General features: G+C 40.9%; 18 protein-coding genes. 8 read left to right on the top strand and 10 right to left on the bottom strand.

What is annotated here, in order from left to right; genetic code table 11:
- Positions 1-4: 4 nt before the first annotated feature.
- The 7 genes from hepA to RMY27_RS04885 all read left to right on the top strand — a co-directional run bounded on the left by hepA (position 5) and on the right by RMY27_RS04885 (position 9386).
- Positions 5-1855, top strand: a complete 1851-nt coding sequence (gene hepA, locus RMY27_RS04855; protein WP_322660933.1) for a heterocyst formation ABC transporter subunit HepA — start codon at positions 5-7, stop codon at positions 1853-1855.
- A 183-nt stretch (positions 1856-2038) separates the two neighbouring features.
- Positions 2039-3199, top strand: a complete 1161-nt coding sequence (locus RMY27_RS04860; RefSeq protein WP_322660934.1) for a glycosyltransferase family 4 protein — start codon at positions 2039-2041, stop codon at positions 3197-3199.
- 64 nt (positions 3200-3263) lie between these two features.
- Positions 3264-4256: a glycosyltransferase family 2 protein gene (locus RMY27_RS04865; RefSeq protein ID WP_322660937.1), complete on the top strand. Its 993-nt coding sequence runs from the start codon at positions 3264-3266 to the stop codon at positions 4254-4256.
- 334 nt (positions 4257-4590) lie between these two features.
- Positions 4591-5793: a glycosyltransferase family 4 protein gene (locus RMY27_RS04870; protein ID WP_322660939.1), complete on the top strand. Its 1203-nt coding sequence runs from the start codon at positions 4591-4593 to the stop codon at positions 5791-5793.
- Positions 5711-6661: a glycosyltransferase family 2 protein gene (locus RMY27_RS04875; RefSeq protein WP_322660941.1), complete on the top strand. Its 951-nt coding sequence runs from the start codon at positions 5711-5713 to the stop codon at positions 6659-6661. The genes RMY27_RS04870 and RMY27_RS04875 overlap by 83 nt, the downstream gene beginning before the upstream one ends.
- Positions 6662-6708: 47 nt before the next feature.
- Positions 6709-8178 (top strand): O-antigen ligase domain-containing protein, encoded by a 1470-nt coding sequence (locus tag RMY27_RS04880; RefSeq protein ID WP_322660943.1) that lies wholly within the window; start codon positions 6709-6711, stop codon positions 8176-8178.
- A 74-nt stretch (positions 8179-8252) separates the two neighbouring features.
- Positions 8253-9386, top strand: a complete 1134-nt coding sequence (locus RMY27_RS04885; RefSeq protein WP_322660945.1) for a glycosyltransferase family 4 protein — start codon at positions 8253-8255, stop codon at positions 9384-9386.
- 122 nt (positions 9387-9508) lie between these two features.
- On the opposite strand, the gene RMY27_RS04890 is transcribed toward RMY27_RS04885, so the two are convergent.
- The 10 genes from RMY27_RS04890 to RMY27_RS04935 all read right to left on the bottom strand — a co-directional run bounded on the left by RMY27_RS04890 (position 9509) and on the right by RMY27_RS04935 (position 23389).
- Entirely contained in the window at positions 9509-9721 is a 213-nt protein-coding gene (locus RMY27_RS04890; protein ID WP_322660947.1) for a hypothetical protein, read from the bottom strand.
- 221 nt (positions 9722-9942) lie between these two features.
- A complete protein-coding gene (gene ubiG / locus RMY27_RS04895) occupies positions 9943-10704 on the bottom strand; it encodes a bifunctional 2-polyprenyl-6-hydroxyphenol methylase/3-demethylubiquinol 3-O-methyltransferase UbiG (protein WP_322660949.1) in 762 nt (253 codons plus the stop codon).
- Between the two features lie 108 nt (positions 10705-10812).
- Positions 10813-12081 (bottom strand): ATP-grasp domain-containing protein, encoded by a 1269-nt coding sequence (locus tag RMY27_RS04900; RefSeq protein ID WP_322660951.1) that lies wholly within the window; start codon positions 12079-12081, stop codon positions 10813-10815.
- A gap of 192 nt (positions 12082-12273) precedes the next feature.
- Positions 12274-13146: an isoaspartyl peptidase/L-asparaginase family protein gene (locus tag RMY27_RS04905; protein WP_322660953.1), complete on the bottom strand. Its 873-nt coding sequence runs from the start codon at positions 13144-13146 to the stop codon at positions 12274-12276.
- A 14-nt stretch (positions 13147-13160) separates the two neighbouring features.
- Positions 13161-14849, bottom strand: a complete 1689-nt coding sequence (hflX, locus tag RMY27_RS04910; RefSeq protein WP_322660955.1) for a GTPase HflX — start codon at positions 14847-14849, stop codon at positions 13161-13163.
- A gap of 372 nt (positions 14850-15221) precedes the next feature.
- On the bottom strand, positions 15222-16178 hold the full coding sequence (uvsE, locus tag RMY27_RS04915) for a UV DNA damage repair endonuclease UvsE (RefSeq protein ID WP_322660957.1): 957 nt from the start codon (positions 16176-16178) through the stop codon (positions 15222-15224).
- A gap of 119 nt (positions 16179-16297) precedes the next feature.
- Complete coding sequence (galE, locus tag RMY27_RS04920) at positions 16298-17284, bottom strand: UDP-glucose 4-epimerase GalE (protein ID WP_322660959.1); 987 nt, start codon at positions 17282-17284, stop codon at positions 16298-16300.
- Positions 17285-17485: 201 nt separating this feature from the next.
- Positions 17486-19693, bottom strand: a complete 2208-nt coding sequence (locus tag RMY27_RS04925; protein WP_322660961.1) for a family 1 glycosylhydrolase — start codon at positions 19691-19693, stop codon at positions 17486-17488.
- A gap of 446 nt (positions 19694-20139) precedes the next feature.
- Entirely contained in the window at positions 20140-22578 is a 2439-nt protein-coding gene (gene glf / locus RMY27_RS04930; RefSeq protein ID WP_322660963.1) for a UDP-galactopyranose mutase, read from the bottom strand.
- 685 nt (positions 22579-23263) lie between these two features.
- On the bottom strand, positions 23264-23389 hold the full coding sequence (locus RMY27_RS04935) for a hypothetical protein (RefSeq protein ID WP_322660966.1): 126 nt from the start codon (positions 23387-23389) through the stop codon (positions 23264-23266).
- 490 nt (positions 23390-23879) lie between these two features.
- Between RMY27_RS04935 and RMY27_RS04940 the strand changes: the two genes are divergently transcribed.
- Positions 23880-24059: a hypothetical protein gene (locus RMY27_RS04940; protein WP_322660968.1), complete on the top strand. Its 180-nt coding sequence runs from the start codon at positions 23880-23882 to the stop codon at positions 24057-24059.
- Positions 24060-24114: the final 55 nt, after the last annotated feature.

Consider the following 24114-nt stretch of genomic DNA (forward strand, 5'->3'; position numbering starts at 1 on the left):
ATCCATGAATTTCCAGCTTCCTCAACCACTCAGTAATCTGCTCAAAGCTAGCAGCTTTTGGCAGGATAACTATTTGATATTGCGAGAATTTAAACACTTTCGCAAAATTGCAATTTTAGCTCTGATTTTCTCAATTTTGGCGGCAACCTTTGAAGGTGTAAGTATTGGTTTTTTACTTTCCTTCTTGCAAAGCTTAACTAGCCCCAACGCTCAACCTGTCCAAACAGGAATAGAATGGTTCGATCTTTGGATTTTGGGAGCCAAAACATCAGCAATTAATCGTTTGTATCGCGTATCTTTGCTGATTTTATTCAGTACTTGGTTACGTGCTACCTTCAATTATTTTTCTCAAGTCTATACTGAATTATCTCAACTACACCTTGCCGATCGCTTACGTAAGCAAATTTTTGAACAGTTACAATCCTTATCGCTAAGTTACTTTAGTAAAACTCGTTCTGGCGAACTAATTAACACAATTACTACAGAGATTGAAAGAATCAGACAAGGTTTTAGTGGCGGAGCTTTTTTAGTAACTAGAGGACTAACAACCTTTGTCTACTTAATATCAATGTTTTTGATTTCATGGCAATTGACGATAATATCAGCATTGCTATTTACACTGTTAGGTGTGGGATTGTCAAATCTGAATGCTAGAGTCAGAGAATCAAGTTTTGGCATGACAACTGCTAATGCTAATTTTACATCAACAGCCATAGAATTTATTAATGGTATCCGCACTGTTCATTCTTGTGGTACTCAAGAATTTGAGCGTCAGCGTTACTACAAAGCTAGCGATAAGGTAATAAGTAGTACAACAAAGGTTGTATTTACCTGGACACTTGTGAAGCCAATTGCCGAAGGAGTAGCGACTACAGTATTGATCGGAATGATTATTTTAGCATTCACTAGTCTTGTCACTAATGGAACGCTACAAGTTGCTTCTTTGCTAACTTTTTTCTTTGTACTATTTCGCTTTATCCCATTTGTTCAAGATATTAATGGCACGAGAGCATATCTCAGTACTTTACATGGTTCAGCAGACAATATTAAAAATCTCTTGACAAGTGATGAAAAATATTACTTTCAAAATGGCAGAGTTCAGTTTAAGGGATTAAAGAGGTCAATAGATTTAGTATCTGTGGATTTTGGCTATGATGATGAAAATCTAGTACTGCATAATATTACCTTGACGATTGAAAAGGGAAAGATGACAGCTTTGGTTGGAGCATCTGGCGCTGGTAAAACAACCCTTGCTGATTTGATTCCCCGATTTTATAATGCTACAGATGGATATATTTACATTGATGAAATCGATATCCAGCAGTTTGAAATTAACTCTCTCCGTCGCAAAATAGCTGTCGTCAGTCAAGATACTTTTATTTTCAATACTAATGTTTGGCAGAATATTGCTTACGGGACTCCAAACGCGACGAATGAGGAAATTCAAGAAGCCGCTAAACTAGCGAATGCACTAGAATTTATTTTAGAAATGCCCGAGGGTTTTGATACCCAATTAGGAGATCGGGGTGTTAGATTATCTGGAGGACAAAGACAGCGAATTGCTATTGCACGAGCTTTACTACGGAACCCAGAAATTTTAATTTTGGATGAAGCAACTAGCGCCTTAGATTCGCTATCTGAGCGCTTAATTCAAGATTCATTAGAAAAGCTATCTGTTGGTAAAACAGTAGTTGCGATCGCTCACCGTCTTTCTACTATTTCTAAAGCAGATAAAGTTGTAGTTTTAGAACAAGGACGGATAGTAGAGCAAGGTAAGTATCAAGAACTATTGGAACTAAAAGGCAAGCTTTGGAAATATCATCAAATGCAGTATGAACTAAGGCAGCCAGATTAGAAACAACATCCAATTATCAAAGTAAGTACAACATATTCACGGCTGTAGAGATGTACAGCCGTAAACCCCTAAATATGTATCAGCAATTTTGCAAAATAGTAAAATAATAAGATTTTAAACACTTATTATCTCTATAAATAAGTTATTAAGATTAGTCCTATATACTTAAAAGTAATAGAAAATATGTCTCAGAAAATCTTTGACAAAGACCTAATTTATCAATGCTCAAGTTTTGGTGTCGGTGGGAGCGGAGGTGTTGAAACTTATTTAGCTTCTCTGTTTGAACATCGACCACCTGATGTTAGCGATCGCGTGATAAAATCACTTAAAGATATCGATCAAAGCCAGTTCAAACTGCTGCACATTCACAGTCCAGATTTGCTATTGCAGCTTACAGGCGAATGTCCTGCTATCTTCAGCGTTCATAATCACTCATTTTACTGCCCTAGCGGCACAAAGTATTTAGCAGAGCAACAGACAATCTGCGATCGCAACTTTTCTTACTTAGGATGTACCTGGGGTAAATTAGCAGATAAATGTGGTAGCCGTAGACCTTTAAGAACTCTTAGAGAACTTCAAACCACTCATCAGTTTTTAGATGTCTTGAAAAGGCTAAAAATTACTTTTATTGCGAATAGCGAATATGTGCGGCAAGAGTTAATTCAAAACGGTGTATCCCCTGAACAAGTTATAACGCTACACTGTGGAATCTCTTTACCAGAAACAGCAAGTTCACCCCTAAGCTTGGAAGTACATCAAAATCATCGAATTTTGTTTGCTGGACGAATTGTTTCTGATAAAGGTCTGGAATGGTTACTCAAAACCTTAATACATACAGACCCAAAAATTCAACTTGATATTGCAGGTGAAGGTTGGGAACGACCACGATTAGAAAAGTTAGCAAGCACACTCGGATTGAATAAGCGAATCACTTGGCATGGTTGGTGCGATTCGGATAAATTAGATAAACTTTATCAACAGTGTTTTGCAGTCATCTTTCCCAGTGTTTGGCCTGAACCTGCCGGTCTTGTAACTCTGGAAGCATACTCTCGTTGTCGACCTGTAATTGGTAGTGCAGTCGGTGGGATTCCAGAACATTTACGAGATGGAGAAACAGGTATTCTTGTTCCAAGCAATAATATCCAAAAGCTGGCTGATGCTATTAATGAATTGTCTAGAGATTATCAAAAAAGCCGATATATGGGTGAGCAAGGTCATACTTTATTAATGAAGGAATTTACGATGGCTGCTCATGTAAATAATCTCCGAACAATTTATGCAAAAACAATAGCTGAATTTACTTCCCAAGCTAAGAAATTATATAGTATCTCTACAGCTAAATAAGCTGAATTTACTAAAAATATCAATTTTTGCATCTTTTACTTAGAAAATATCAAGGGAGATAAATATGTCATTACATCAAGAATGTCAACAACCTTTAGTCAGCGTTATTATCCCCACCTATAATCGACCAGATTATCTCAAGCAAGCGATCGCAAGTGCAATAAAACAAACTTATCAAAATATTGAAATTATTATTTCTGATAATTGTAGTTCCGAAAATCCTCAAGCAATTGTCGCATCTTTTGGTGATTCACGCATTAAATTTTGGCAGCATCCGCAAAATGTGGGGATGTTAGCTAATCAGCAGTATGGTTTCAATATGGCGCAAGGTAAATATGTTGCTAGTCTCCATGACGATGATATTTGGCATGAAGACTTTTTAACAAAGCTTGTACCACCACTAGAAGCGAATTCTGATTTAATTCTCGCTTTTTGTGACCAATATATTATAGATGCTAATGGCATAATTAATCATGCTGGTACTGAAGAAAATACACGCGCTTACAAGCGAGACAAACTAGCAAAAGGAATTTATAAACCTTTTTCCAAAATTGGGTTAGTAGATAAAAGTATACCTACTGCTGCATCTTGCGTGATTCGCAATAATTTGGTGGATTGGTATAGTATTCCCTCAGAAGTTGCTGGGATGTGGGATTTATATTTAACCTATCTATTTTGTACATCTGGTTATGGTGCTTACTATTGTCCAGAAAGATTGACGCGATATCGCGCCCATGAGCAAACTGATACTATGCTCAGTGGTAGCCGAGATGTACAAGCAAAAATTCGCAAAGCGAAAAGCGAAATGTTTTGCTATCAAGTATTTATGGAAGACCCTCTATTACAGGAATTTAGAACTCATTTTCAACAGAAATGGTTAGAAGCTAATACTACTTTGGGAATTGGTTTGCTACGAAGTGAACAGATAGCCGCAGCACGTCCTTATTTTTGGCAAGCACTGAATCAACAAAAATTTAATGTGCGAACTATGGCAGCACTTAGTCTTAGTTTCACTCCGCGATTTTTAACAAGTAAGTTAATAGGAATATCAAAATAATATCTCAATATCTCTGAGTTGAGGAATTTATTTGTTAAAAAGACCTCTTGCATAAGTCGAATAGACCCCCCTTAATCCCCCCTTATAAAGGGGGGAAACTTGAAATCTTGCCCCTCCTCTTCCCACGGTGTACATACAAGTTATCGAATCAGTACCAGTCCTCGAATTACCCCACCCTAACCCTCCCCTTGTAAAGGTGAGGGAACAAGATTCTCTTGTTTCCCCCCAATGCATCGGGGGGATTAAGGGGGGTAATTCGACTTGTGTGTATACCGTGGGAAGGGGAGGGTTGGGGAGGGGTGATTCAAGGATTTTATCCTTAAGGAAATAGTGTATGAAACTTTGTATTGTTACTCATAAAATCAAAAAAGGTGATGGTCAAGGACGGGTAAACTATGAGGTTGCTAAGGAAGCAATTCGTCGTGGTCATCACTTGACATTATTAGCTAGCGAAGTCGCACCAGAATTAGAAGAGAATAGCCAAGTTAATTGGATTAAAATTCCAGTCAAAGGCTATCCTACAGAATTTATGCGTAATTTCATCTTTGCCCAAAAAAGTGCAGATTGGTTACGTAAACATCGCTCTGACATTGATTTAGTTAAAGTCAATGGAGCAATTAATCTGGCTGCGGCTGATGTGAATGCAGTACATTTTGTCCACAGTTCATGGTTGCGATCGCCTGTTCATATTTCTCGTAACCGCCGCGATTTATATGGTTTCTACCAGTGGCTATTTACGGCTTTTAATGCCCGTTGGGAAAAACAAGCTTTCCAAAAAGCGCAGGTTGTGGTGGCTGTATCTGAAAAGGTAGCCCAAGAATTAGTCAACATTGGTGTACCGCGTTCTCGAATTAAAGTAATTGTCAATGGCGTTGACTTAGAAGAGTTTACCCCTGGCCAAAGCAATCGCCAAAAATTAGGTTTACCGGAGAATGTCACTCTAGCCCTGTTTGCTGGAGACATCCGCACACCCAGGAAAAATTTAGATACAGTACTACACGCCTTGGTGACAGTTCCCGATTTACATCTGGCGGTGGTGGGTCATATCGAAGGTAGTCCCTTCCCACAACTAGCGGCATCCTTGGGGTTGAGCGATCGCGTGCATTTTGTCGGATTTCGCCGTGATATCCCCGAAATTATGCGGTCAGTAGATTTATTTATTTTTCCTTCCCGATATGAAGCTTGTAGCCTCGTATTGTTAGAAGCACTTTCTTCAGGACTACCAGTAATTACTGCCACAGCTACCGGAGGTGCAGAGTTGGTGACACCAGAATGTGGCATCGTCTTACCCGACTCAAATGATATCGAAGCTTTGGCTGTGGCGATGATGTCCTTGGTAAGTGTAGATATGCTTATACAGCAAATGAGTCAAGCTGCTCGTTCTGTGGCAGAACAACACAGCTGGACTACTATGGCACAAACTTATGTGGATTTATTCGAGGAGTTAAGCAAGAATGCGGAACACCGTTCTGATACCGACTTATCGCCGTCCACAAGACCTCTCACGCTGCCTTTTGGCGCTACAGGAGCAAACTAAACCAGTCGATCAGGTGATAGTGGTTGTCCGCGATACGGATGCAGAAACTTGGCAATTTCTTGCTCAATACACAGCGCACACCTTGCCGCTGCATACCGTGAAAGTGACACAACCGGGAGTAGTAGCAGCTCTCAATGCCGGACTGGCAGCAGTGGAGGGCGATATTGTTTCCATTACTGATGATGATGCCGCACCCCACCCCGATTGGTTAGAGCGGATTGCGGCTTACTTTACCTGCGATCGTCGCCTTGGCGGTTTGGGAGGGCGTGATTGGATATACCACGGCAGCAAATTAGAAGACGAATCCCGCCCAGTAGTGGGACAGTTGCAATGGTTTGGGCGAGTCATTGGCAACCATCATCTGGGAGTGGGAGAACCCCGCGAAGTCGATATTCTCAAGGGCGTGAACATGAGTTTTCGTACCCAAGCTATCGGGCAACTGCGTTTTGACGAGCGGATGCGCGGTACTGGAGCGCAGGTACACTTTGAAATGGCATTCACCCTAGCATTAAAACGGGCTGGTTGGAAGATAATTTACGATCCTCACGTTGCTGTAGATCATTATCCAGCACAACGTTTTGATGAAGATCAGCGAAATAACTTTAATGAAATTGCCTTTATTAATTTAGTCCATAATGAAACCTTAGTTTTACTAGAGCATTTACCATTTATCCGCCGGATTGCATTTTTGTTCTGGGCAGTATTCGTGGGTACATGCGATAGTTTGGGCTTAGTACAATGGCTGAGATTTTTACCTAGCCAAGGGCAGTTGGCAGGGAAAAAGTTATTAGCATCTTGGCGTGGACGTTGGCAAGGATATCAAGAATTCAAAATTCAAAATTCAAAATTCAAAATTAAGGAAATTTGAATTTATTGGAAGCTGCCAAATTTATTTATATGTACATCTAAAATTGAATGAATTCTAAGCAGATACTTTTCAATAGTTTTTTACAAGAAAACTATTCTCCCGAAGAGCGATCGCTACAGGGTTGGATGGCGATCGCAGGCTTTATATTACTAACTGTAGTTTGCTATTTTGCTGGTGTTACTGCCGCATTGCGCCTAATTTACCCAGCGACAGCTTTAGTAGTAGCCTTATTTTTATACTTGCGGCATCCCATTCTCTACATTGGCTTTACCTGGTGGATTTGGTTTCTCACACCCTTAGCGACTCGCTTAGTTGATTATCGGGTAGGGTGGGATGCTAGCCGTCAAATGCTCATAGCACCGTATTTAGTGGTGTTTATAACTATAGCAACATTTTTGCGACACTTTCCCCGCGCTTCTCGCCAAGGGGGTTTGCCGTTTGTTTTGGCTTTTATCGGAGTTTTCTATGGCTTTCTCATCGGTCTAATTTACAACCCACCTATTCCTGTAGCACGCGGATTGATGGATTGGCTCAGTCCGATTATTTTCGCTTTTCACTTATTTATCAACTGGCGAGATTATCCCACCTATCGCCAGAACATTCAGCGAACATTTCTCTGGTCTGTGTTAATTTTAGGAACTTATGGCGTATATCAATTTGTAGTAGCTCCTGAGTGGGATAGGTACTGGCTCATCCAATCAAAATTATTCATGAGTTCTGGAAACCCTGTACCTTTCGGGATGCGCGTCTGGAGTACATTACACTCAGTCGGCCCTTTTGGTTCGGTTATGCAGGCTGGGTTACTGTTGTTATTTACCAGTTCAGGAAGCTTAATTTTTCCGGCTTCAGCTGTTGGTTACTTATCTTTTCTATTAACACAAGCACGTACTAATTGGGGAGGCTGGTTATTTGGAATAATTATGATTATGGGTTCAGTCAGAGCCAGAATTCAAATGCGCTTAATTACTATAATTGTGGTCATGGCTATTTGTGTTGTGCCATTGACAACTATTGAACCAATTGCTGGGGTGGTAGCAGCACGTTTTGAAACTTTTTCTAATATTCAAGAAGATGGCAGCTTTAAAGATAGATCGGGAACTTACGACAGAAATCTTGGTTTAGCGCTTTCTAATGCTTTAGGTAATGGCTTAGGAAATATTTGGAAGGTCAACGAAAAAACTGGTCAAATTGAAGTAGTTGTAATTGATAGTGGCATTTTAGATATGTTTTTCACCCTTGGTTGGTTTGGAGGCATATTTTATATGGGTGGATTAATCTTCTTGATTATTAGTGTTAGCAGCTATGGTGAAGGTCGTTTCGATAGTTTTGTCAGTGCTGCCCGCGCCATTGGAATCAGTTCTGCTTCACAGTTAGTTATCGGCAGCGGGATGTTGAGCGTATCAGGGATGATTCTTTGGGGATTTTTAGCTATGGCTATGGCAGGACATAAGTACTATAGCAATCCTCAGATGCTCTCCAATATTCCTAACTTCTCTAATAAATCGAGAATCTTTTGAAGAAGGCAGGAGGCAGGATCACCCTCCTGCCTTCCTTGATAAATCTTACAACTTAAATAGGACTTTTATAGATTATGAAAGTAATTATTGTCATGCCATTAGCCGAGCAACGAGGCGGTGGTGAAATGATGCTTTGGGATTTGGTGCAGCAGGGACGTAATGCTGGTGTTGAGTGGCTGGTGATATTTTTAGAAGACGGCCCGATGGTCGAACAAGTAAAGTCTCTCGGTATTGATGCGCGAGTTGTAAAAAGTGGACGTTTACGCCAAATCCACCGTTTTATTGGCGCTGTTTTGCGGATAGCTGCGATCGCCCGCCGTGAACGTGCAGATATAATTGTCAATTGGATGTGGATCACGCATATATCTGGAGGTTTGGCGGCAATGTTGGCGGGCTTGCCTGCTGTGTGGTATCAACTAGAAGTACCTAGTGATAAAACTTGGTTGGTGCGACTTGCTACTTTAATTCCGGCGCAGGCAATTATTACTCTTTCGCAAGATGGTAAGCAAGCGCAGGCAGAGATTTGGCCCCACAGACCAACACCTTTGGTTTATCCTGGTGTCGCATTAGACCGATTTGAGCCGAATGCTTTACCAACTCCAGAAGAAGCACGGCGGAAACTGGGCTTACCTTTACACGGGCCGTTGATTGGAATTGTGGGACGATTGCAACGATGGAAGGGAATGCACGTATTGGTGCAAGCAATGCCCAAAATTTTACAGAAGTATCCCGATGCCCATTGTGTAGTGGTTGGCGGTAAACACGATTTAGAACCGGATTATGAGGACTTTTTAAAAGTCGAAATCACCGCTTTGGGCTTGAAAGACCAAGTAATTATGGCTGGACTACAGCGTAATATCCCGGAATGGGTGCAGGCGATGGATGTATTTGTTCATGCATCAGATAATGAGCCATTTGGGATTGTGATTATTGAGGCGATGGCATTGGGTAAACCTGTAATTGCTGGCAGTGCAGGCGGCCCGACAGAAATTATTACCGATGGCATGAATGGACTATTAACACCTTACGGCGATGCGGATAAATTAGCGATCGCAATTCTTCGCTATCTTGACGAGCAAGAATTTGCCCAGAGTGCAGGAATAGCTGCTAGACAACGCGCCCTCGATTTTTCAACGCAGAATTATGCTCAAAACTTTATTAGTGCAATTCGCTCTGTAATGCCTAGTCCTTTATCACAAAAGTTTTGATAGGTTTGTAGTAAGCACTTTAGTGCTTAAAAACCCAAAACTAAAGTCCTTACTACAAACGCATTTACGCAATCCTTCAGTTATTTACCATCTCTTACTTACAATTTTTAATTTACTTAAAATTATCTTAAAGCTAGTAGTTGATGACTAAATTGTTGAAGTTGAGATTGAACCCAACTACCGCCATGAGCTATACATTCATAGCAGATATCTCCATAGCATTCGCCTTTGTCATTGCATACAATTAATCTGGCTTCATGTGTCTGAAAGTTTTCCTGGCAAATTAAACATATTTTGTTGATTTTGTCTGTATTGCATTCAATTTGAAATTTCATTTTTGTTAACCTTTTTTAAAATACATTTGGATAAAAACAAATCACATATTTTATTTATGATTTTTCTAAAGAATTTACATCTACAAAAAGAAGTATATTTTTGAATTTCTCAAAGCATAATTAATAGATTTCAATCTATTCTTAAAAACCAAATACTTGTAGCCTGGCTTTTACTTGATTGAAAATAAAACTACAATGCTAAAGCTTTACAATAATATTTATCAACTTATTTTCACAGCTTTACCAATGTAGCAGACAAAAGTATCATTGTTAATTTTGATTTCAAACAATTCTGCTTTTTCACCTTTAATTTGATTATTCAAGCCCTTAAGTAGGATACTTCTCAATGTTTTAAAACTACTCTCACCTGTTAAATCAAATCCTTTAATTTCAAAATCTGCAAAGCCAGTACTTTTCATTACTTCTATCATTTCTTTGGGTTTAATAAACTTATTCCAGTCATGAAGTCCGGGTGGTATATGCTTTAGGGTATCTTCTAAAAGCCAAATCATTATAAATTTAGACTTGAAATTTCTATTAATTGTGTCAAATAAAAATAATCCATCCTGTTTTAAAACTCGATAAGCTTCGGAAAGAACTTTTTTCCAATCTTCAACATGCTCTAATACGTCAAAGCACAAAACAACATCAAAGCTATTTTGTTGGTAGGGAAGGTTTTCAGCTAATGCTCGCTGATAATCAATTTTTAAATTATTTAATCTAGCATGTTGTTGGGCTATTTCAATTGAATTAAAAGATAAATCTATTCCAGATACATCAGCATTTAGATTGGCTACAAATTCACAAGCTAGTCCTCCTCCACAGCCAATATCTAAAACTTTCAATCCTTTCCAATCTGGCACTAAATTAGAAAAAAACTCGAATCTTGACTTGTTTAGATGATTAGAAACATATAAAATTTCATCTTTATTCCACCATTTGTCTGCGTTCAGATCGTAGTATTCTAAATTATTTCTTTTCATTTTATCCTCGCATAAAACGAAGTTAACCCATTTATGAAGTTAGTCAAATAACTCTCATTCATACAATAAATAAAAATTGGTAACGCCAAATATCAACAGTGATCCTGTTTAAGGGAGCCATTGTAATCCCTTATCCTGTAATTTTTGCTCGATATGCTGCATTTCCTGGATAGTTTCTCCAGTAACGATCGCATAAATTTCAGTGTAGATTTTCCCATATTTGGCCTTCTCTAAAGCCGACAGGATAATCAAGTCTTTGCGATCTAGTTCTGGTTTTAAAGCCCCTAAAATTGAATCTAATGTTCCTTCCATACGGTAGTCACTAGAATATTTAGCTACTTCCTTCCCCAGTTGCAATAGGGTATGACGCTGCAAGCATAACGGAGTCGATCCATTGACTCGGAAATTGGCATCGATCGCATAAAATTCTCCGTCTCGATCTTCCAACACATCGAACCCAATCACGCCGAAATAACCCTGTTTGTGAGCATACTGACCAATGGCAGCAATCATCTCAAAAAACTTGTTCATGTCAGTGTTGCGGTAGTCAATCAGTCCGCCTAAATAGTTGCCTTCTGGAGTGACAAGTTGGCTGGTAGTACCGATGAGGGTTATCTCTCCTAGCTTGTTGACATAAAACTGTACGCAGTAATTCTGGACTTCATTCTTGACGAACTCCGAAACAATAATCGTATCGAGCAACTTAATATCAAGATATTTCTTGATTTCTTCAAAACAGTAGTTAAAATCGCTGGGATTTTTGATGATATAAGTGCCTTCTCCTGAGAGTCCGTGGGACGTTTTAATTAAATAGGGGAATTCTGGTAATTCAATGTCTTCGAGATTGGTTTGGTGCAGATTGTAGCTCTTGTATTTTGGACATTGCACTCCCAGTTGGTCTAGGGTTACTTTGCTGAGTAAACGGTAATGAGTGTCTGGAGGAACAGCGTGTTTTTCAGGTTTGAGGCAATCAAAGGGAAATAAAGTAATCAGTTTATCGAAGTGTTCGCTCTGGCTAAGGTCATCTAGATAAGTCGAGCAATTCATCATCGACCTATTGGAGTGGCTGCCGAAATGCTCTTGCCAGTAGCCAATGAGCGACTTTGACGGTGGTATAATCACAATTCCAGGAATGCGATCGCCTAGCACAGCCAAATTTTTCCAAGGTTCCTTCTGACAAATCTTGTCGAAGGAGGTTTTGGTGGCTTCACTACTGCCATCTTGAATAAAATATTTTTTCCGGTTGGGATAAGCAGCCCAACTGCCAGTTGCAGGGTAATTTAAAATAAACCCATAAGATGCATCTGTGATGTCTTGAGCAAACAGATCAGAAAGAGTACTGCCTTGAAAATAATGAAAGTCGTATTTTGAGTTCATCTACTCCTCCGAGAAACCGCATCCCTTTATGGATGCGGTTGTTTATAAAAAATGATTAACCCAGATTTCCAAGTAACACTAACTTGAAAAAAGGCTATATATTCAAACTTGAAAACTCAGACTGAATTGGATTTCATTAATTACGCATAAACTTAGCGTAGCCAGGCGTAACCCATTACGAATTGGTATGAGTTATTTCTTGGTAAAGGCAGCCACCTTGTCTTGCCCTGCGGTCATATAAGCACAAGCCATGTGTGATGAGTTATACGCCCAGCCAACGCGTCCTTGACGATCTATGAGGATGCACCCAGCTTCACCTTTAACCTTAGAAACCAAAGCGTCAATTGCCATCTGTGCTGCTTCATCTGGATGTCGATCGCCACTCAAAAAATCGATCGCAGTTTTAGCCAAAACCACCGGGATAATTGACTCGCCATCACCTGTTGTTGAGCAAGCGCCGATTTTATTATCAGCGTACAAACCACAGCCAACAAGCGCAGTGTCACCGACGCGACCTTGTTGCTGCTTCGTAGTCCCGCCAGTTGAAGTACCGGCAGCTAAGACGCCACTGCTATCTAAAGCTACACAACCTATGGTGTTGGGGCGATCGATAACTTTTTGATCTTCCTTCCACTGCTGCCATTGTTCTTCGGCTACTAAGTCTTCTTTTTTACACATTTCGGCACCAGAATCTATGGCGAAGCGTTCTCCACCCCGCGCTACTAGCAGCCTGGGTTTTTCATCCATAATTTTTCGGGCAACCGAAATTGGATGACGTATACCTTGAACTGCTGCAACTGCTCCCCAACTTAAAGAGCCTTCCATAATCGCCGCGTCTAACTCCACTTCTCCGTCGCTGTTGAGAGTTGCACCAAGACCAGCGTTAAATGTCGGGTCAGCTTCTAGAACACGGGTAGCTGCTTCAACAGCTTCTGCGGCAGTACCTCCGCTAATTAGCACTGCCCAACCAGCTTCTACTGCTGCTGTGCAGCCTGCATTGTTGGCTGCAACTTTATCGTCTGTGATGGTTTTTGCTCCACCGTGAACAATGATGGTCGGTATCATATAATTTTTTCTTGTTAGTATGAATTTTGTGGAACTGCAATCGCCTTCACAGGTTCGTCAATTAGTTGCAGCGATCGCATTTTTAAAGTCTCTAAACCCAAGTGCTGGGTTGCTGATATAAACACAGCTTGGGGATAATCTTGTTGAACTCTAGCCCAGGTTTCGCTATCTACTTTGTCAACCTTGTTAAAAGCAAGCAAACTTTTTTCTGGAATCTCAGGCATTTCTTCGAGTATTTCCAGGACACTTGCAATATGGTTTTCCCAAGCTGGATGGGACAAATCCACAACATGAATCATGGCATCTGCCTCAACTACTTCCTCCAATGTGGCGCGAAACGCATCTATCAGTGGTGGTGGGAGTTCGTGAATAAACCCTACAGTATCTGTGAGCAAAATCGACCTGCGTTCATGTGTTTCTGGTTCTGTAATTATTACTTTGCGGGTTGTTGGGTCGAGGGTAGCAAATAGTTGGTCTGCGGTGTAAACTTCTGCATTGGTTAACACATTCAGTAAAGTAGATTTACCAGCATTGGTATAGCCAATTAATGCCAAAACCGGAATTTCTTGCTGTTGTCGTTGTTGTCTAATACGGGCGCGATGTGCTTGTAATTGGTTTACTTCTTCCTGTAGTTGAGCAATTCGCCGTTGAATTGTTCGCCGTTCCGTCTCTAGTTTTGTTTCACCAGGGCCTCGCGTACCAATTCCCGCACCTAATCGAGACATTTCCTGACCGCGACCGCGCAACCGAGGTAACATATATTCGAGTTGCGCCAGTTCTACTTGTAATTTACCCTCTTGAGTGCGAGCGCGTTGAGCGAAAATATCCAGAATTACTTCTGTGCGGTCTACAACTCGGATGCCAATCTCTTGTTCTAAATTGCGGGCTTGAGATGCAGAAATATCTCGGTCAAAAACGATTAGATTAGCTCTTACTTTTTGAGCCAAAAGGGTAATTTCTTCAATTTTTCCCTTACCCACCACTGTTTGGGGATGGGCGCGATCGCGTTTTTGCCGCATTGTATCAAGTACAATTCCCCCAGCACTTTCAACCAAACGCACTAGTTCTGCAAGTCCATCTTCAAATCGCTGAACAGAAACATCTTCTGTCTGCACTCCTACTAGCAACACCCTGTCTTGATCGGAAACAATTTCTTGAGATAGGAATATTCCATCCCCTGCGTCAACAATTTCTCTTTCCCATTCATGAACTAGTTCATCAAATTCTTGTTCGGTTAGATCGTCCAAACTTAGAGGAGGTGAAATTACCCAAGGACTTTCTGAATCGGGGAAAAGGTAAGTTAGAAAAGCTTCTTTTACTTCGCCATCAATTGTGGTTAATATGACAAGAGCATCTAAGCGCTGACGCATCATTGCAATCAATGCAGCTTCATCAGGTGGTGCTGATTTAACTTGAGTAGCAACACAACGGATTCCGCTCAAACGTTCTGCACTGCGCCGGGGTAATTCTTCAGGTGCAAGTTGAGTTTGACTGGGTGTTCCGACAGCAATTCGGATAACTTGCCCACGCCGATTGAGATAACAACAAATCGAGTGATGAATTTGTTGACTGATTGTAGCTAAGACTTGAGCAAATTCTGGCGTAATAAATCTATCTGCTGGTTGATTTTGCTCATAAAGCTGTTGCAGCCATTTAATCTGACTAGCTTTGATGCCCTGAACATTGCCATAAATTTTTTGCATAAAACTAACAATTTAAAGTTTAGTTTTTATCTGTGTATATTGTTATTTTGGTCTTTTTAAATTCTGATTTAATCTACCAAGAGAAATAAGCAACTTAGCTATAGATAATTACCTCAAAACAAAGGTTCTAGAAAATCGTTTATAGACCAATGAAGTGATATCATGTCCGGCTAATTAGTTATAATTTCCAAATCTAGGCAGAAAACCCAAAAGCCCCTTCCCTCTGCCCCTCTGCGGTCTTAATGATAAGTCTTTAACCGGACATGATATGAGGTATCAACCAAGAATGAGACTGTAAAGGTGTAAGTTTCACTCTGGTTAACGTAAACACAACAGCAGAGGTGCAGAGAACATAGACTCGAAGTCCTTAATTTACGTACAATTATTGTTCATTAGCCACCCAGAACGCAAAAGTGCGATCGCTTCTTCTTTTTGTTTGGCTTCGACTTCGATCCACGGTGCTTGGTGGTAAACGTTAGGCATATCGGTAATCAAGTCGCTATGTTTTCTGTCATTGAAAGCTTGCTCACCATTGGAAATATGGACTAATTGCCAATCTGGATTTTTCCAAGTTTCTCGCGCTGCGTAAAACATGGATGCTACACTTGGATGATCGTAGCTATCCAAATTTTCGTGGCAAATATGGTGATGGGCATCAAATACCATCGGCACACTAGCTTGCTGACATACTGCTAAAATTTCATCAGCACTATAGGCGTATTCATCGTTTTCTAAAGTCAAGCGGCTTTTAATATTTTCTGGTAGTTCAGAAATTACTTTTACTAATTGTTCAGCCCGTTGAGATTTGCCACCATGAATATTCATCAATGACCAAGGCGATCGCGGTAATCCCAATAAGTCAAGTATACGTGCATGTCCTGCTAAATTATTGATACTTGCCTGTACCACTTCAGGGGAATCAGAACTCAGCACTACATATTGATCTGGATGCAACACCATTCTGATGCTCAATGCATTTGCTCGTTCACCGATTGTTGCTAAATCAGCGCTCATTGCCTCTAATATATTTGCGCCGATTTCGTCTTCTAAGTCACTTAGGGGAAATAAATTAGAAGACATCCGATAAAGCTGAATTTTATTCTGCTGACAAAAGGAGAGGGCATCATGTAAGCGCTGTAAATTATGCCGATACAGTTCACTCAGGGCACTTTCGCGATCGCTAAGGGAAAGTTTTAAGTATCGGGTGCGCGTCATTGTCCGAAAGCGCACTTGTTTGTCTGAGGTGATGCAAACTAGCCCTAAATAGGGCAGTGTACTTTTTTGGCACTGCTGTGCATTAGGTAAATTTGGAAACTCGATTACGCTCATTAACTAATACTAACTGATACTTGTTTTAAGACATTCTCTAATTTAAACAAGTTCTACCATTGGCTTACGAATACCTAAAGAATGAATTTCTAAGCCTTACAGGATGTTTTAAATTGTCTTTACTTATGTCGTTGTTGATGCCATTGCCAAGCATGGGCGATAATTTCGTTTAGATTAGGATACTCTGGATGCCAGCCCAATATTTTAGTTGCTTTGTCGCTGCTGCCAACTAAAATAGGAGGGTCGCCTGGTCTGCGATCGCGTTCTTCTATTTTAATTTCTTTGCCTGTTATCTCTTTAGCTGTTTCTATCACTTCTCTGACTGAAAAACCACTGCCATTTCCTAAATTAAATACTTCACTCTCTCCACCTTTGAGCAGATATTCTAAACCTAAAATATGGGCTTGTGCCAAGTCAGTCACATGAATATAATCGCGGATACAAGTCCCGTCAGGTGTAGGGTAATCAGTACCAAAAATCAAAATAGATTCGCGCTTACCAAAAGCAGTTAGTAGTACTAATGGTATAAGATGAGTTTCAGGTTCGTGGTCTTCACCCAGCAACCCATTAGGGTCAGCACCTGCGGCATTAAAATAGCGAAAACGTACAGACTTCAAATTGTAGGCTGCATCAAAATCAGATAGAATTCGTTCTACCATCCACTTGCTAGTAGCGTAGGGACTAATGGGATCTTGCGGATGGTCTTCGGTCAGGGGAACAAACTTTGGTACACCATAAAGAGCGCAAGTAGAAGAAAAGATAAATTTATTAACTGATGAAGCAATCATTGCTTCTAAAAGTGTCAGAGTGCCTGCAACATTATTTTGGTAATATTTAGCTGGATCGGTGACAGATTCACCCACTGCAATATAAGCAGCAAAATGCATAACCGCAGTTATATTGTGAGTTGAAAATATATCATCGAGAAGAGAGCGATCGCTCATATCTCCAACAATCAATTTTACCTGCAAAACTTCTTCTACAAGTTCTCGATGTCCGTTCGACAGATTATCTAAAACAATTACTTCATAACCCGCGTTTTTCAAGGCTAATACAGCATGGGAGCCAATGTATCCGGCTCCTCCCGTTACTAAAATAGTTGACATAATTTTGCGATGGGAAATTGGGAATGGGGAATGGGGCAAAACAGTTCTGAGTGCTGAGTGCTGAGTAAAGAGTTAGGAGTTAGGAGTTAGGAGTTAAGAGTTAGGAGTTAGGAGTTAAGAATTTTCCCCCTGCTCCCCGGTCACTGAGCGTAGTCGAAGTGCTGCTCCCCTGCCTCCCCTTAAAATTAGATTGCAAGACTACTAATTTCTTTCTTCCAAGTAGCGAGAAATTGCACTGTCAAGGTTTGGCATTAATTCACCTCGATTGCTGCCAAGAACGCTGTAAGCTGGGCGGGGAGCAATCCAACCAAGTTCTTGCGTAGGAAGAGCAATTAGATTGCTGACACTCACACCTGCTTTTTTAGCTGCCAATCGGGCTAAGTCAGACCAAGCTACAGCACTTTTGTTAGCCAAATGCCACAAACCTTTCTCGCCATCAATCAGCAAATCAAGGCTGGTATGGACAAGATCGGGTACATAAGTAGGCGAGACGATCGCATCTTCGGCTGCGACAAAAGTATTACCAGCAGCTAATTGTCGTAGGGCGATCGTCACAAAGTTGTAATCATCCCACGGGCCGAAAAAGGCGCTGGTGCGAATCACTAGCGATGCCGGATGAGCTTGTAACACTAGCTTTTCTGCCAAAACTTTGCTGCACCCGTATACATTGAGGGGCGCAACAGTATCAGTTTCGACATAAGGATTAGACTCAGCACCATCGAATACCAAATCTGAAGAGAAAGTTAGCAGCCCTACATGATGTTGAGCGCAAGCAGCAGCTAAAATCGCTGCCCCTTCAGCGTTTACCTTCAAACAAATATCAGGTTCGCGTTCGGCATCGTCCACCCGGACGTATCCCGCAGCGTTCACAACTGCCCACGGTTGTAACTCGGCAAGTAATTTATTGACGGAAGCAGGATTGGCAATATCCATATCTTGGCGTCTGAGTAGGCAATATGAAATTCCCCGCACTTCACACAACCGAGCAAAAGCCTTGCCTAGAGTTCCTGTGGCTCCCACGATCGCCAAGGGACGAAGAGTAGCAGGGGAGGAAAACGGGGGAGATGGGGGAGATATGCGACAACTGACGGCTGGATATAATAGGCGCTCTTCTCGATGCCACCATCCTGGTGTACCAAGTAGTGGATGGTTGGGTTTATGCCCAGTGGCTAAATCTCGCACCATCTTGGCGATCGCAGTCTGTCTAGGCTGTGGCGATCGCAAATCAAATACACCTGGCTCGTAGTATCCTGCGGAGCGAGTCACTAAACTATTCCAATCGTAGCTGCCCAAAAGTGCCCAAACAGTTACAGCGCGGACATCTGCACCCTGGTTTCGTAATTCTTGGGCTGCATTCCACACTTCATTGAGCCAGCGTAGCTGCTCCTCACGGGTGCAACTCAGGTGAACTTCAGTGACAGCAAAGGGTAGTTTGTAGCGTTCCCATGTCTCTTTGAGCAATGTGCGCGGCCCTGCCAAACCCTCAGCGCAAACTCGCACTGCCTCTACATCTGCATACTTGTCCCGACCATTACCACCATGCGTCCAAGCTGGATAGTTTTCTAAGTTTTCATCTAAAAAGCGTTCGCTTGTCAGGTAATGGTTAATGCCAATAATGTCAGGCGGACAGGTATATTGCAAAAATTCTTCAAGTTCAGTCTCGCTGATGCCACAGTCGCGCAAGTAACCCCACATGGGATGAGTTGGGTTGATTCGACCGCATAATAAATCAAGACTCAACCAACGACGCTCGTTTTCTAGTTCTGCTTGGTAAACCAGCTTTGGTGTACTATGAGTTTTACCCAAATCCTCTGTTTGTACGAGTTGGGCATTGGGATTGATTTCCCGGATTGCCTGCATCGAAAGAGCGATCGCTTTACACTCCCCTAACAATGCACGGGCGAAGGTTAAATCGTCCTTTCCGTGGGGATACCAGTGACCATACATCCCACTGAATCGCGCTGTTGTCAGTGGCTCATTTACAGGTGTGTAATGTGTTATCCAAGGATAGCGTTCTGCAACCGCACGAGCAAACACCGCTAGTTTCTCAGGAAATTCTGGATCTACTAAGCTGGTATCACGCGGCCCACTGCCATGATGCACTAGCCCCACAATTGGGCAGATACCGAGTTCGCGCAACCGTCCCAGCCGTTCATCTGCCCACGACCAATCAGCATTCTCTAAACCATTGGGTGCTATCCGCTCCCAAATTACTGGATAGCGGATGGCGTGTATACCTAGTTGGGCAAATAAATCTAGGTCATCCAAGCGCGTTGCATGACCATTACGTTCTAACTGATCGAGATACTCTTCACCCACACGATTAACCGTACACTCGACACCAGCCCAAACTTCTAGAGGAAGTTTGGAATCAGGAGTGTTGAGTGTCGAGTTGAAAGCAGAAATCATAATTTACAACTCAAGCTGATATTTTATTTGATGCGTTCTTTTTCAGTTTTGTAGGGTGTGTTATGCCGGAGGCTAACGCACCATCCTAAATTTTCGGTGCGTTACAGACATGAGCAGCCTACTAAATACAGAGCAGCCCTAATTACGAATTAACGCGATGTGCAATTTATTCTTAGAACCCTGCTTCCATTCCTCTCCTCTACAGGGAGCTACGATGTACACACAAGTCTGAAATAGCTGATTAACCAAGGGTTTTACCCCACCCTAACCCTCCCCTTATAAAGGGGAGGGAACAAGATTCTCTTATTTCCCCCCTTTATAAGGGGGGATTAAGGGGGGTAATTCGACTTACATAAAACCTTTGATTCTTGCTCCCCTTCCCTTGTAGGGAAGGGGCTGGGGGTTAGGTTTGAAAGAAAGTTGCACAGGCGTGAATTACGAATTATTTAAGCCTTAACCCCAATTTGCTTGTACACAGACAGAGCTTGAGCAACACATTGATCCATGTTGTAGTACTTGTAGGTCGCTAATCGTCCTACAAAATAGATCCCTGGAGTTTCATCTGCCAGCACCTTGTATTTCTTGTAAATTTCCTGATTCTCAGGACGTGGTACAGGATAATAAGGGTCTCCCTCAGCTTGAGGAAACTCGTAAACAATGCTAGTTTTTGAATGTTCCTGACCAGTCAAGTATTTAAACTCTGTCACACGAGTATAAAGCTGTTCATTGGGATAGTTAATTACTGGCGCTGATTGAAACACATTCGTATTGTGCGTCTCATGCTTGAAATCAAGCGAGCGATAGGGTAGTTTGCCGTAGCGATAATCAAAGTATTCGTCAACCGGCCCGGAGTAAACCATCTCGCGGCAAGGTATAGCTTTTTGAATTTCTTGATAATCAGTGTTGAGCATTACCTTGATGTTCGGGTGATTGAGCATATTCTCGAACATCCGGGTAAAGCCGTGCAGTGGCATTGCCTGGTAACTATCGGTAAAATAGCGATCATCACGATTGGTACGAGTCGGAATTCTGGCAATTACTGATTTGTCAAGTTCCGAAGGGTCGAGTCCCCATTGCTTACGGGTATAATTACGGAAAAACTTTTCATACAGTACTCGACCAACTTTGCTTACCACCACATCTTCACTAGTGCGGATGTATTCTACAGGTTCAGCAAGCGATTTATAAAACTCTTCCACCTCAAATGAATTGAGATTCATGCCATACAGCTTGTTGATGGTGTCAAGGTTGATCGGAATTGGAACAAGTTGCCCATCTACGCTGGCAAGGACACGATGTTCGTAAGACCGCCACTGAGTAAAGCGTGAGAGGTATTCAAAGACTTCGCGGGAATTGGTGTGAAAGATGTGGGGACCGTATTTGTGTACAAGAATGCCATCATCGTTGTAATGATCGTAGGCATTGCCGCCGATGTGGTTACGCTTGTCTACAACCAGCACCTTTTTACCAGACTGAGTTGCCAAACGTTCTGCAATGACGCTACCAGAAAAACCAGCGCCGACAACCAAGTAATCGAAGACAAAATCTCTGGTAATGATATTTGGTGCTTGTTTACCAGCCGCACCTGTGGAGTTAGCTTTGTCTTCACCATCACGGGCCGCGATCGCAGAGTCAATCAGCTTCATCATTGATGCCCAAGTGCGATCCCAAGAAATCTTTTCTAAAAAGACATCTACTCGACTCAACCATTCTGAGGCTGGGGTGTCTTCTTGCATTGCAAGTTCTGCGGCGGTAACAAACTCAGAAACTGTATCTGCAATTCGTACCAGCTTCGATTCTCCGTAAGGACGCACTACATCTCGAATTGAGGTAGATACTACAGGTCTACCTGCGGCAAGATATTCTGGAGTTTTGGTCGGGCTAATAAAGCGTGTTGACTCATTACGCGCAAATGGCAACATTGCTAAATCCCAGCCTGCTAAATAGGCAGGTAAGTCTTTATAGTCTCTGCCACCGAGATAATGAATATTTTCATGCTGTGGCAGATTTGCTGGATCGATTTTGACAACTGGGCCAATAATCACTAAATGCCAATCGGGGCGTGCTTCGGCAATACCTGCAAGCAGTTCAATATCCATCCGTTCATCAATTACGCCAAAGAAACCAAGACGAGGATGAGGAATATGAGCTTGATCTTCTGGTTCTTGAACATTTCTCGCCTGGCCAAAATGGGGAACATCTACACTGCTAGGAAAGGCATAAACGTTGGGATGCTGGTTCACTTTACTTTCGTAAAGGCTTTGTCCCCCTGTAAATACTAAGTCTGCACGTCTGAATAGTTCGGCTTCGTAATTCTTTAAAGTGGGTGATGCGCCGTGGAATGCAGACAATTCATCCATGCAATCGTAAACCACGGCTTGGGGTTGCAAGTGGCGGGTAAAAGCGATCGCCATTGGTGTGTAATACCAACAAATGTATTTGTTGATGTTATGCTCTGCAAATAAATTATTAATTAGTACTTGTAAATCTGCGTTGATTGCTTCTTCACTTAAACCTTGTGGTAGGTGTGGCACAACCACAACTACTCCACTAGAATCTTCGTTGATGTCCAATTTTCCCAAGGGTTCTTGAGAAAAAATCGGCTCCTCAATAAAGAAGACTCGCTTTCCTTGAGCGCAGCGAGTTAGTAAGTGTTGTGGTCTTTGATAGACAAAATTCCAGCGTAAATGAGATAAGCAAACTATATCAGGTGTGTCTTTAAAGGTTTCTGTTGATTGAACTTTTTTATTAGACGAAGTTAAATTCAACAGCGATATACTTGATGATTGCGTTTCAGCTAACTGCGATCGCTTTGTTTTACGCTGCTTGGGCGAAATAACATTGCTGACACCGTTGTTTTTGACTTGAGATTTTTCACTTGCCATAGTTCGTCTCATTATTTAAATTATTAATTTTGACTAGCCAAACGCTAATACCTTTTCTTTGTAAAGCAGCACCAAGCTTACTCTCATGCAAAAGCTTGCAACATACTTTGCTGCTTTTCAATATCGAATCGGTATACTCAATACTTCGTTGCACTCATAATAAAATACTGGTTTATATCTAATTTTTTCATCTATCCAAATAAATATAAAGTTCCTTTCTTTATTAAGTCCTAAGCACTATATTTTTATCAACATCTGAAAATTAATTGATTATTGATTTATGTAACGATTTTTTATTTATAAGCCTATGCATATATACTTGCTTTTGTCTGTTCGGTTTCGTACACAAAAATATTAAAATAATTATCTCTATTATTAAAATTAATAATCTCTGGTTATTGATTAATTTTTTTGTTATTAATATTAATTTTGTCCTAGAATTATATATCAATTGGCTATTTTTTAAGCCTTAAAAAGGTATTTTTTTACAAAATATATATTATTTGGTTATCTTGGATACATATTGCTGTAACAATTATTTTATAACCTATAGTAAATGAAGTAATTTCTTTTATTGTTGCTTTATTAGAAACAAGTATTATAAATTTCACCCTGATGATATATATGTTCTCTCAGCCTTGGGTAGGTTAAAAGCTTTTTGACTATATGTACAATTGCTCGTAATTCAATTCATAAACCTCAAGCGATCGCTTCTAATGATGCTAATCCGTGAAGCGATCGCTTTTCTCTCAATATTTCTTAAATAAAATAGGTAATGCAGCAAGTGTAAGCATTGATCTTCAAAAGTCATAATGTTGCTTTTTAGTGCAATACAGTTCAGTTAAGGCTAAAACTCTTTGCGAAAGTCAATTTTTTAACGAACCGCAAAGGACGCAAAGAGAAGAAAGAAATGCTTAACCCAACCGTATTGCTTTTTAGCGGCAGTCAATATTAATAAATTAAGTAGCAACATTTCTGGATTTAGAAGTTTCTCTTTTCTTAAGGATGTAAGTTTATTTTTTTAATTAAAATTATTACTTTAGATGTAAAAACTCAAACTCAATCTTAAATCTCCTGACAGAGAATACATTGAAACCTGTGACAGATAATTGCAAGTTTCATATTCGCTACAACCTTAGTTATCACTCCATTAGTCGAAGGAATTACGAGTAATGAATGCAAGTGTTTTGTCAACACCTAAGTTCAGTAGCGGTCAAAAGGTAGAGTTTATCGGCAAATAAGGCATTATCAAAAATTACCGACCTCAGTCAGGTAACTGGGTTTATTTACTAGAGATACCTATGGGTTTAGAGCCAGAAATGGGTCGGGTTGGTTATGAAACTATGATTTGGCTATCTGAGGTAGATATCTATTCGCTATTCAATGATTTTTCTCAGAGTAGAATGCTAAATCATGAGCAAAAAATGCCCTTTTTGGAAGTGGTTCAAGCAATGAGATATGACGAGAATAAAAATAATTAATCAGTAAATCTTGTTGAATGTAAGAAAAAGCATGGAAGTGAAATTGGATCAAAGC

The organism is Nostoc sp. DedQUE09, assembly GCF_034530915.1.
Classification (GTDB): Bacteria; Cyanobacteriota; Cyanobacteriia; order Cyanobacteriales; family Nostocaceae; genus Nostoc.

Coding starts and splice junctions, on each gene's coding strand:
- hepA (WP_322660933.1), top strand. CDS start 5: ATGAATTTCCAGCTTCCTCAACCACTCAGTAATCTGCTCAAAGCTAGC.
- RMY27_RS04860 (WP_322660934.1), top strand. CDS start 2,039: ATGTCTCAGAAAATCTTTGACAAAGACCTAATTTATCAATGCTCAAGT.
- RMY27_RS04865 (WP_322660937.1), top strand. CDS start 3,264: ATGTCATTACATCAAGAATGTCAACAACCTTTAGTCAGCGTTATTATC.
- RMY27_RS04870 (WP_322660939.1), top strand. CDS start 4,591: ATGAAACTTTGTATTGTTACTCATAAAATCAAAAAAGGTGATGGTCAA.
- RMY27_RS04875 (WP_322660941.1), top strand. CDS start 5,711: ATGCGGAACACCGTTCTGATACCGACTTATCGCCGTCCACAAGACCTC.
- RMY27_RS04880 (WP_322660943.1), top strand. CDS start 6,709: ATGAATTCTAAGCAGATACTTTTCAATAGTTTTTTACAAGAAAACTAT.
- RMY27_RS04885 (WP_322660945.1), top strand. CDS start 8,253: ATGAAAGTAATTATTGTCATGCCATTAGCCGAGCAACGAGGCGGTGGT.
- RMY27_RS04890 (WP_322660947.1), bottom strand. CDS start 9,721: ATGAAATTTCAAATTGAATGCAATACAGACAAAATCAACAAAATATGT.
- ubiG (WP_322660949.1), bottom strand. CDS start 10,704: ATGAAAAGAAATAATTTAGAATACTACGATCTGAACGCAGACAAATGG.
- RMY27_RS04900 (WP_322660951.1), bottom strand. CDS start 12,081: ATGAACTCAAAATACGACTTTCATTATTTTCAAGGCAGTACTCTTTCT.
- RMY27_RS04905 (WP_322660953.1), bottom strand. CDS start 13,146: ATGATACCGACCATCATTGTTCACGGTGGAGCAAAAACCATCACAGAC.
- hflX (WP_322660955.1), bottom strand. CDS start 14,849: ATGCAAAAAATTTATGGCAATGTTCAGGGCATCAAAGCTAGTCAGATT.
- uvsE (WP_322660957.1), bottom strand. CDS start 16,178: ATGAGCGTAATCGAGTTTCCAAATTTACCTAATGCACAGCAGTGCCAA.
- galE (WP_322660959.1), bottom strand. CDS start 17,284: ATGTCAACTATTTTAGTAACGGGAGGAGCCGGATACATTGGCTCCCAT.
- RMY27_RS04925 (WP_322660961.1), bottom strand. CDS start 19,693: ATGATTTCTGCTTTCAACTCGACACTCAACACTCCTGATTCCAAACTT.
- glf (WP_322660963.1), bottom strand. CDS start 22,578: ATGGCAAGTGAAAAATCTCAAGTCAAAAACAACGGTGTCAGCAATGTT.
- RMY27_RS04935 (WP_322660966.1), bottom strand. CDS start 23,389: ATGACTTTTGAAGATCAATGCTTACACTTGCTGCATTACCTATTTTAT.
- RMY27_RS04940 (WP_322660968.1), top strand. CDS start 23,880: ATGGGTTTAGAGCCAGAAATGGGTCGGGTTGGTTATGAAACTATGATT.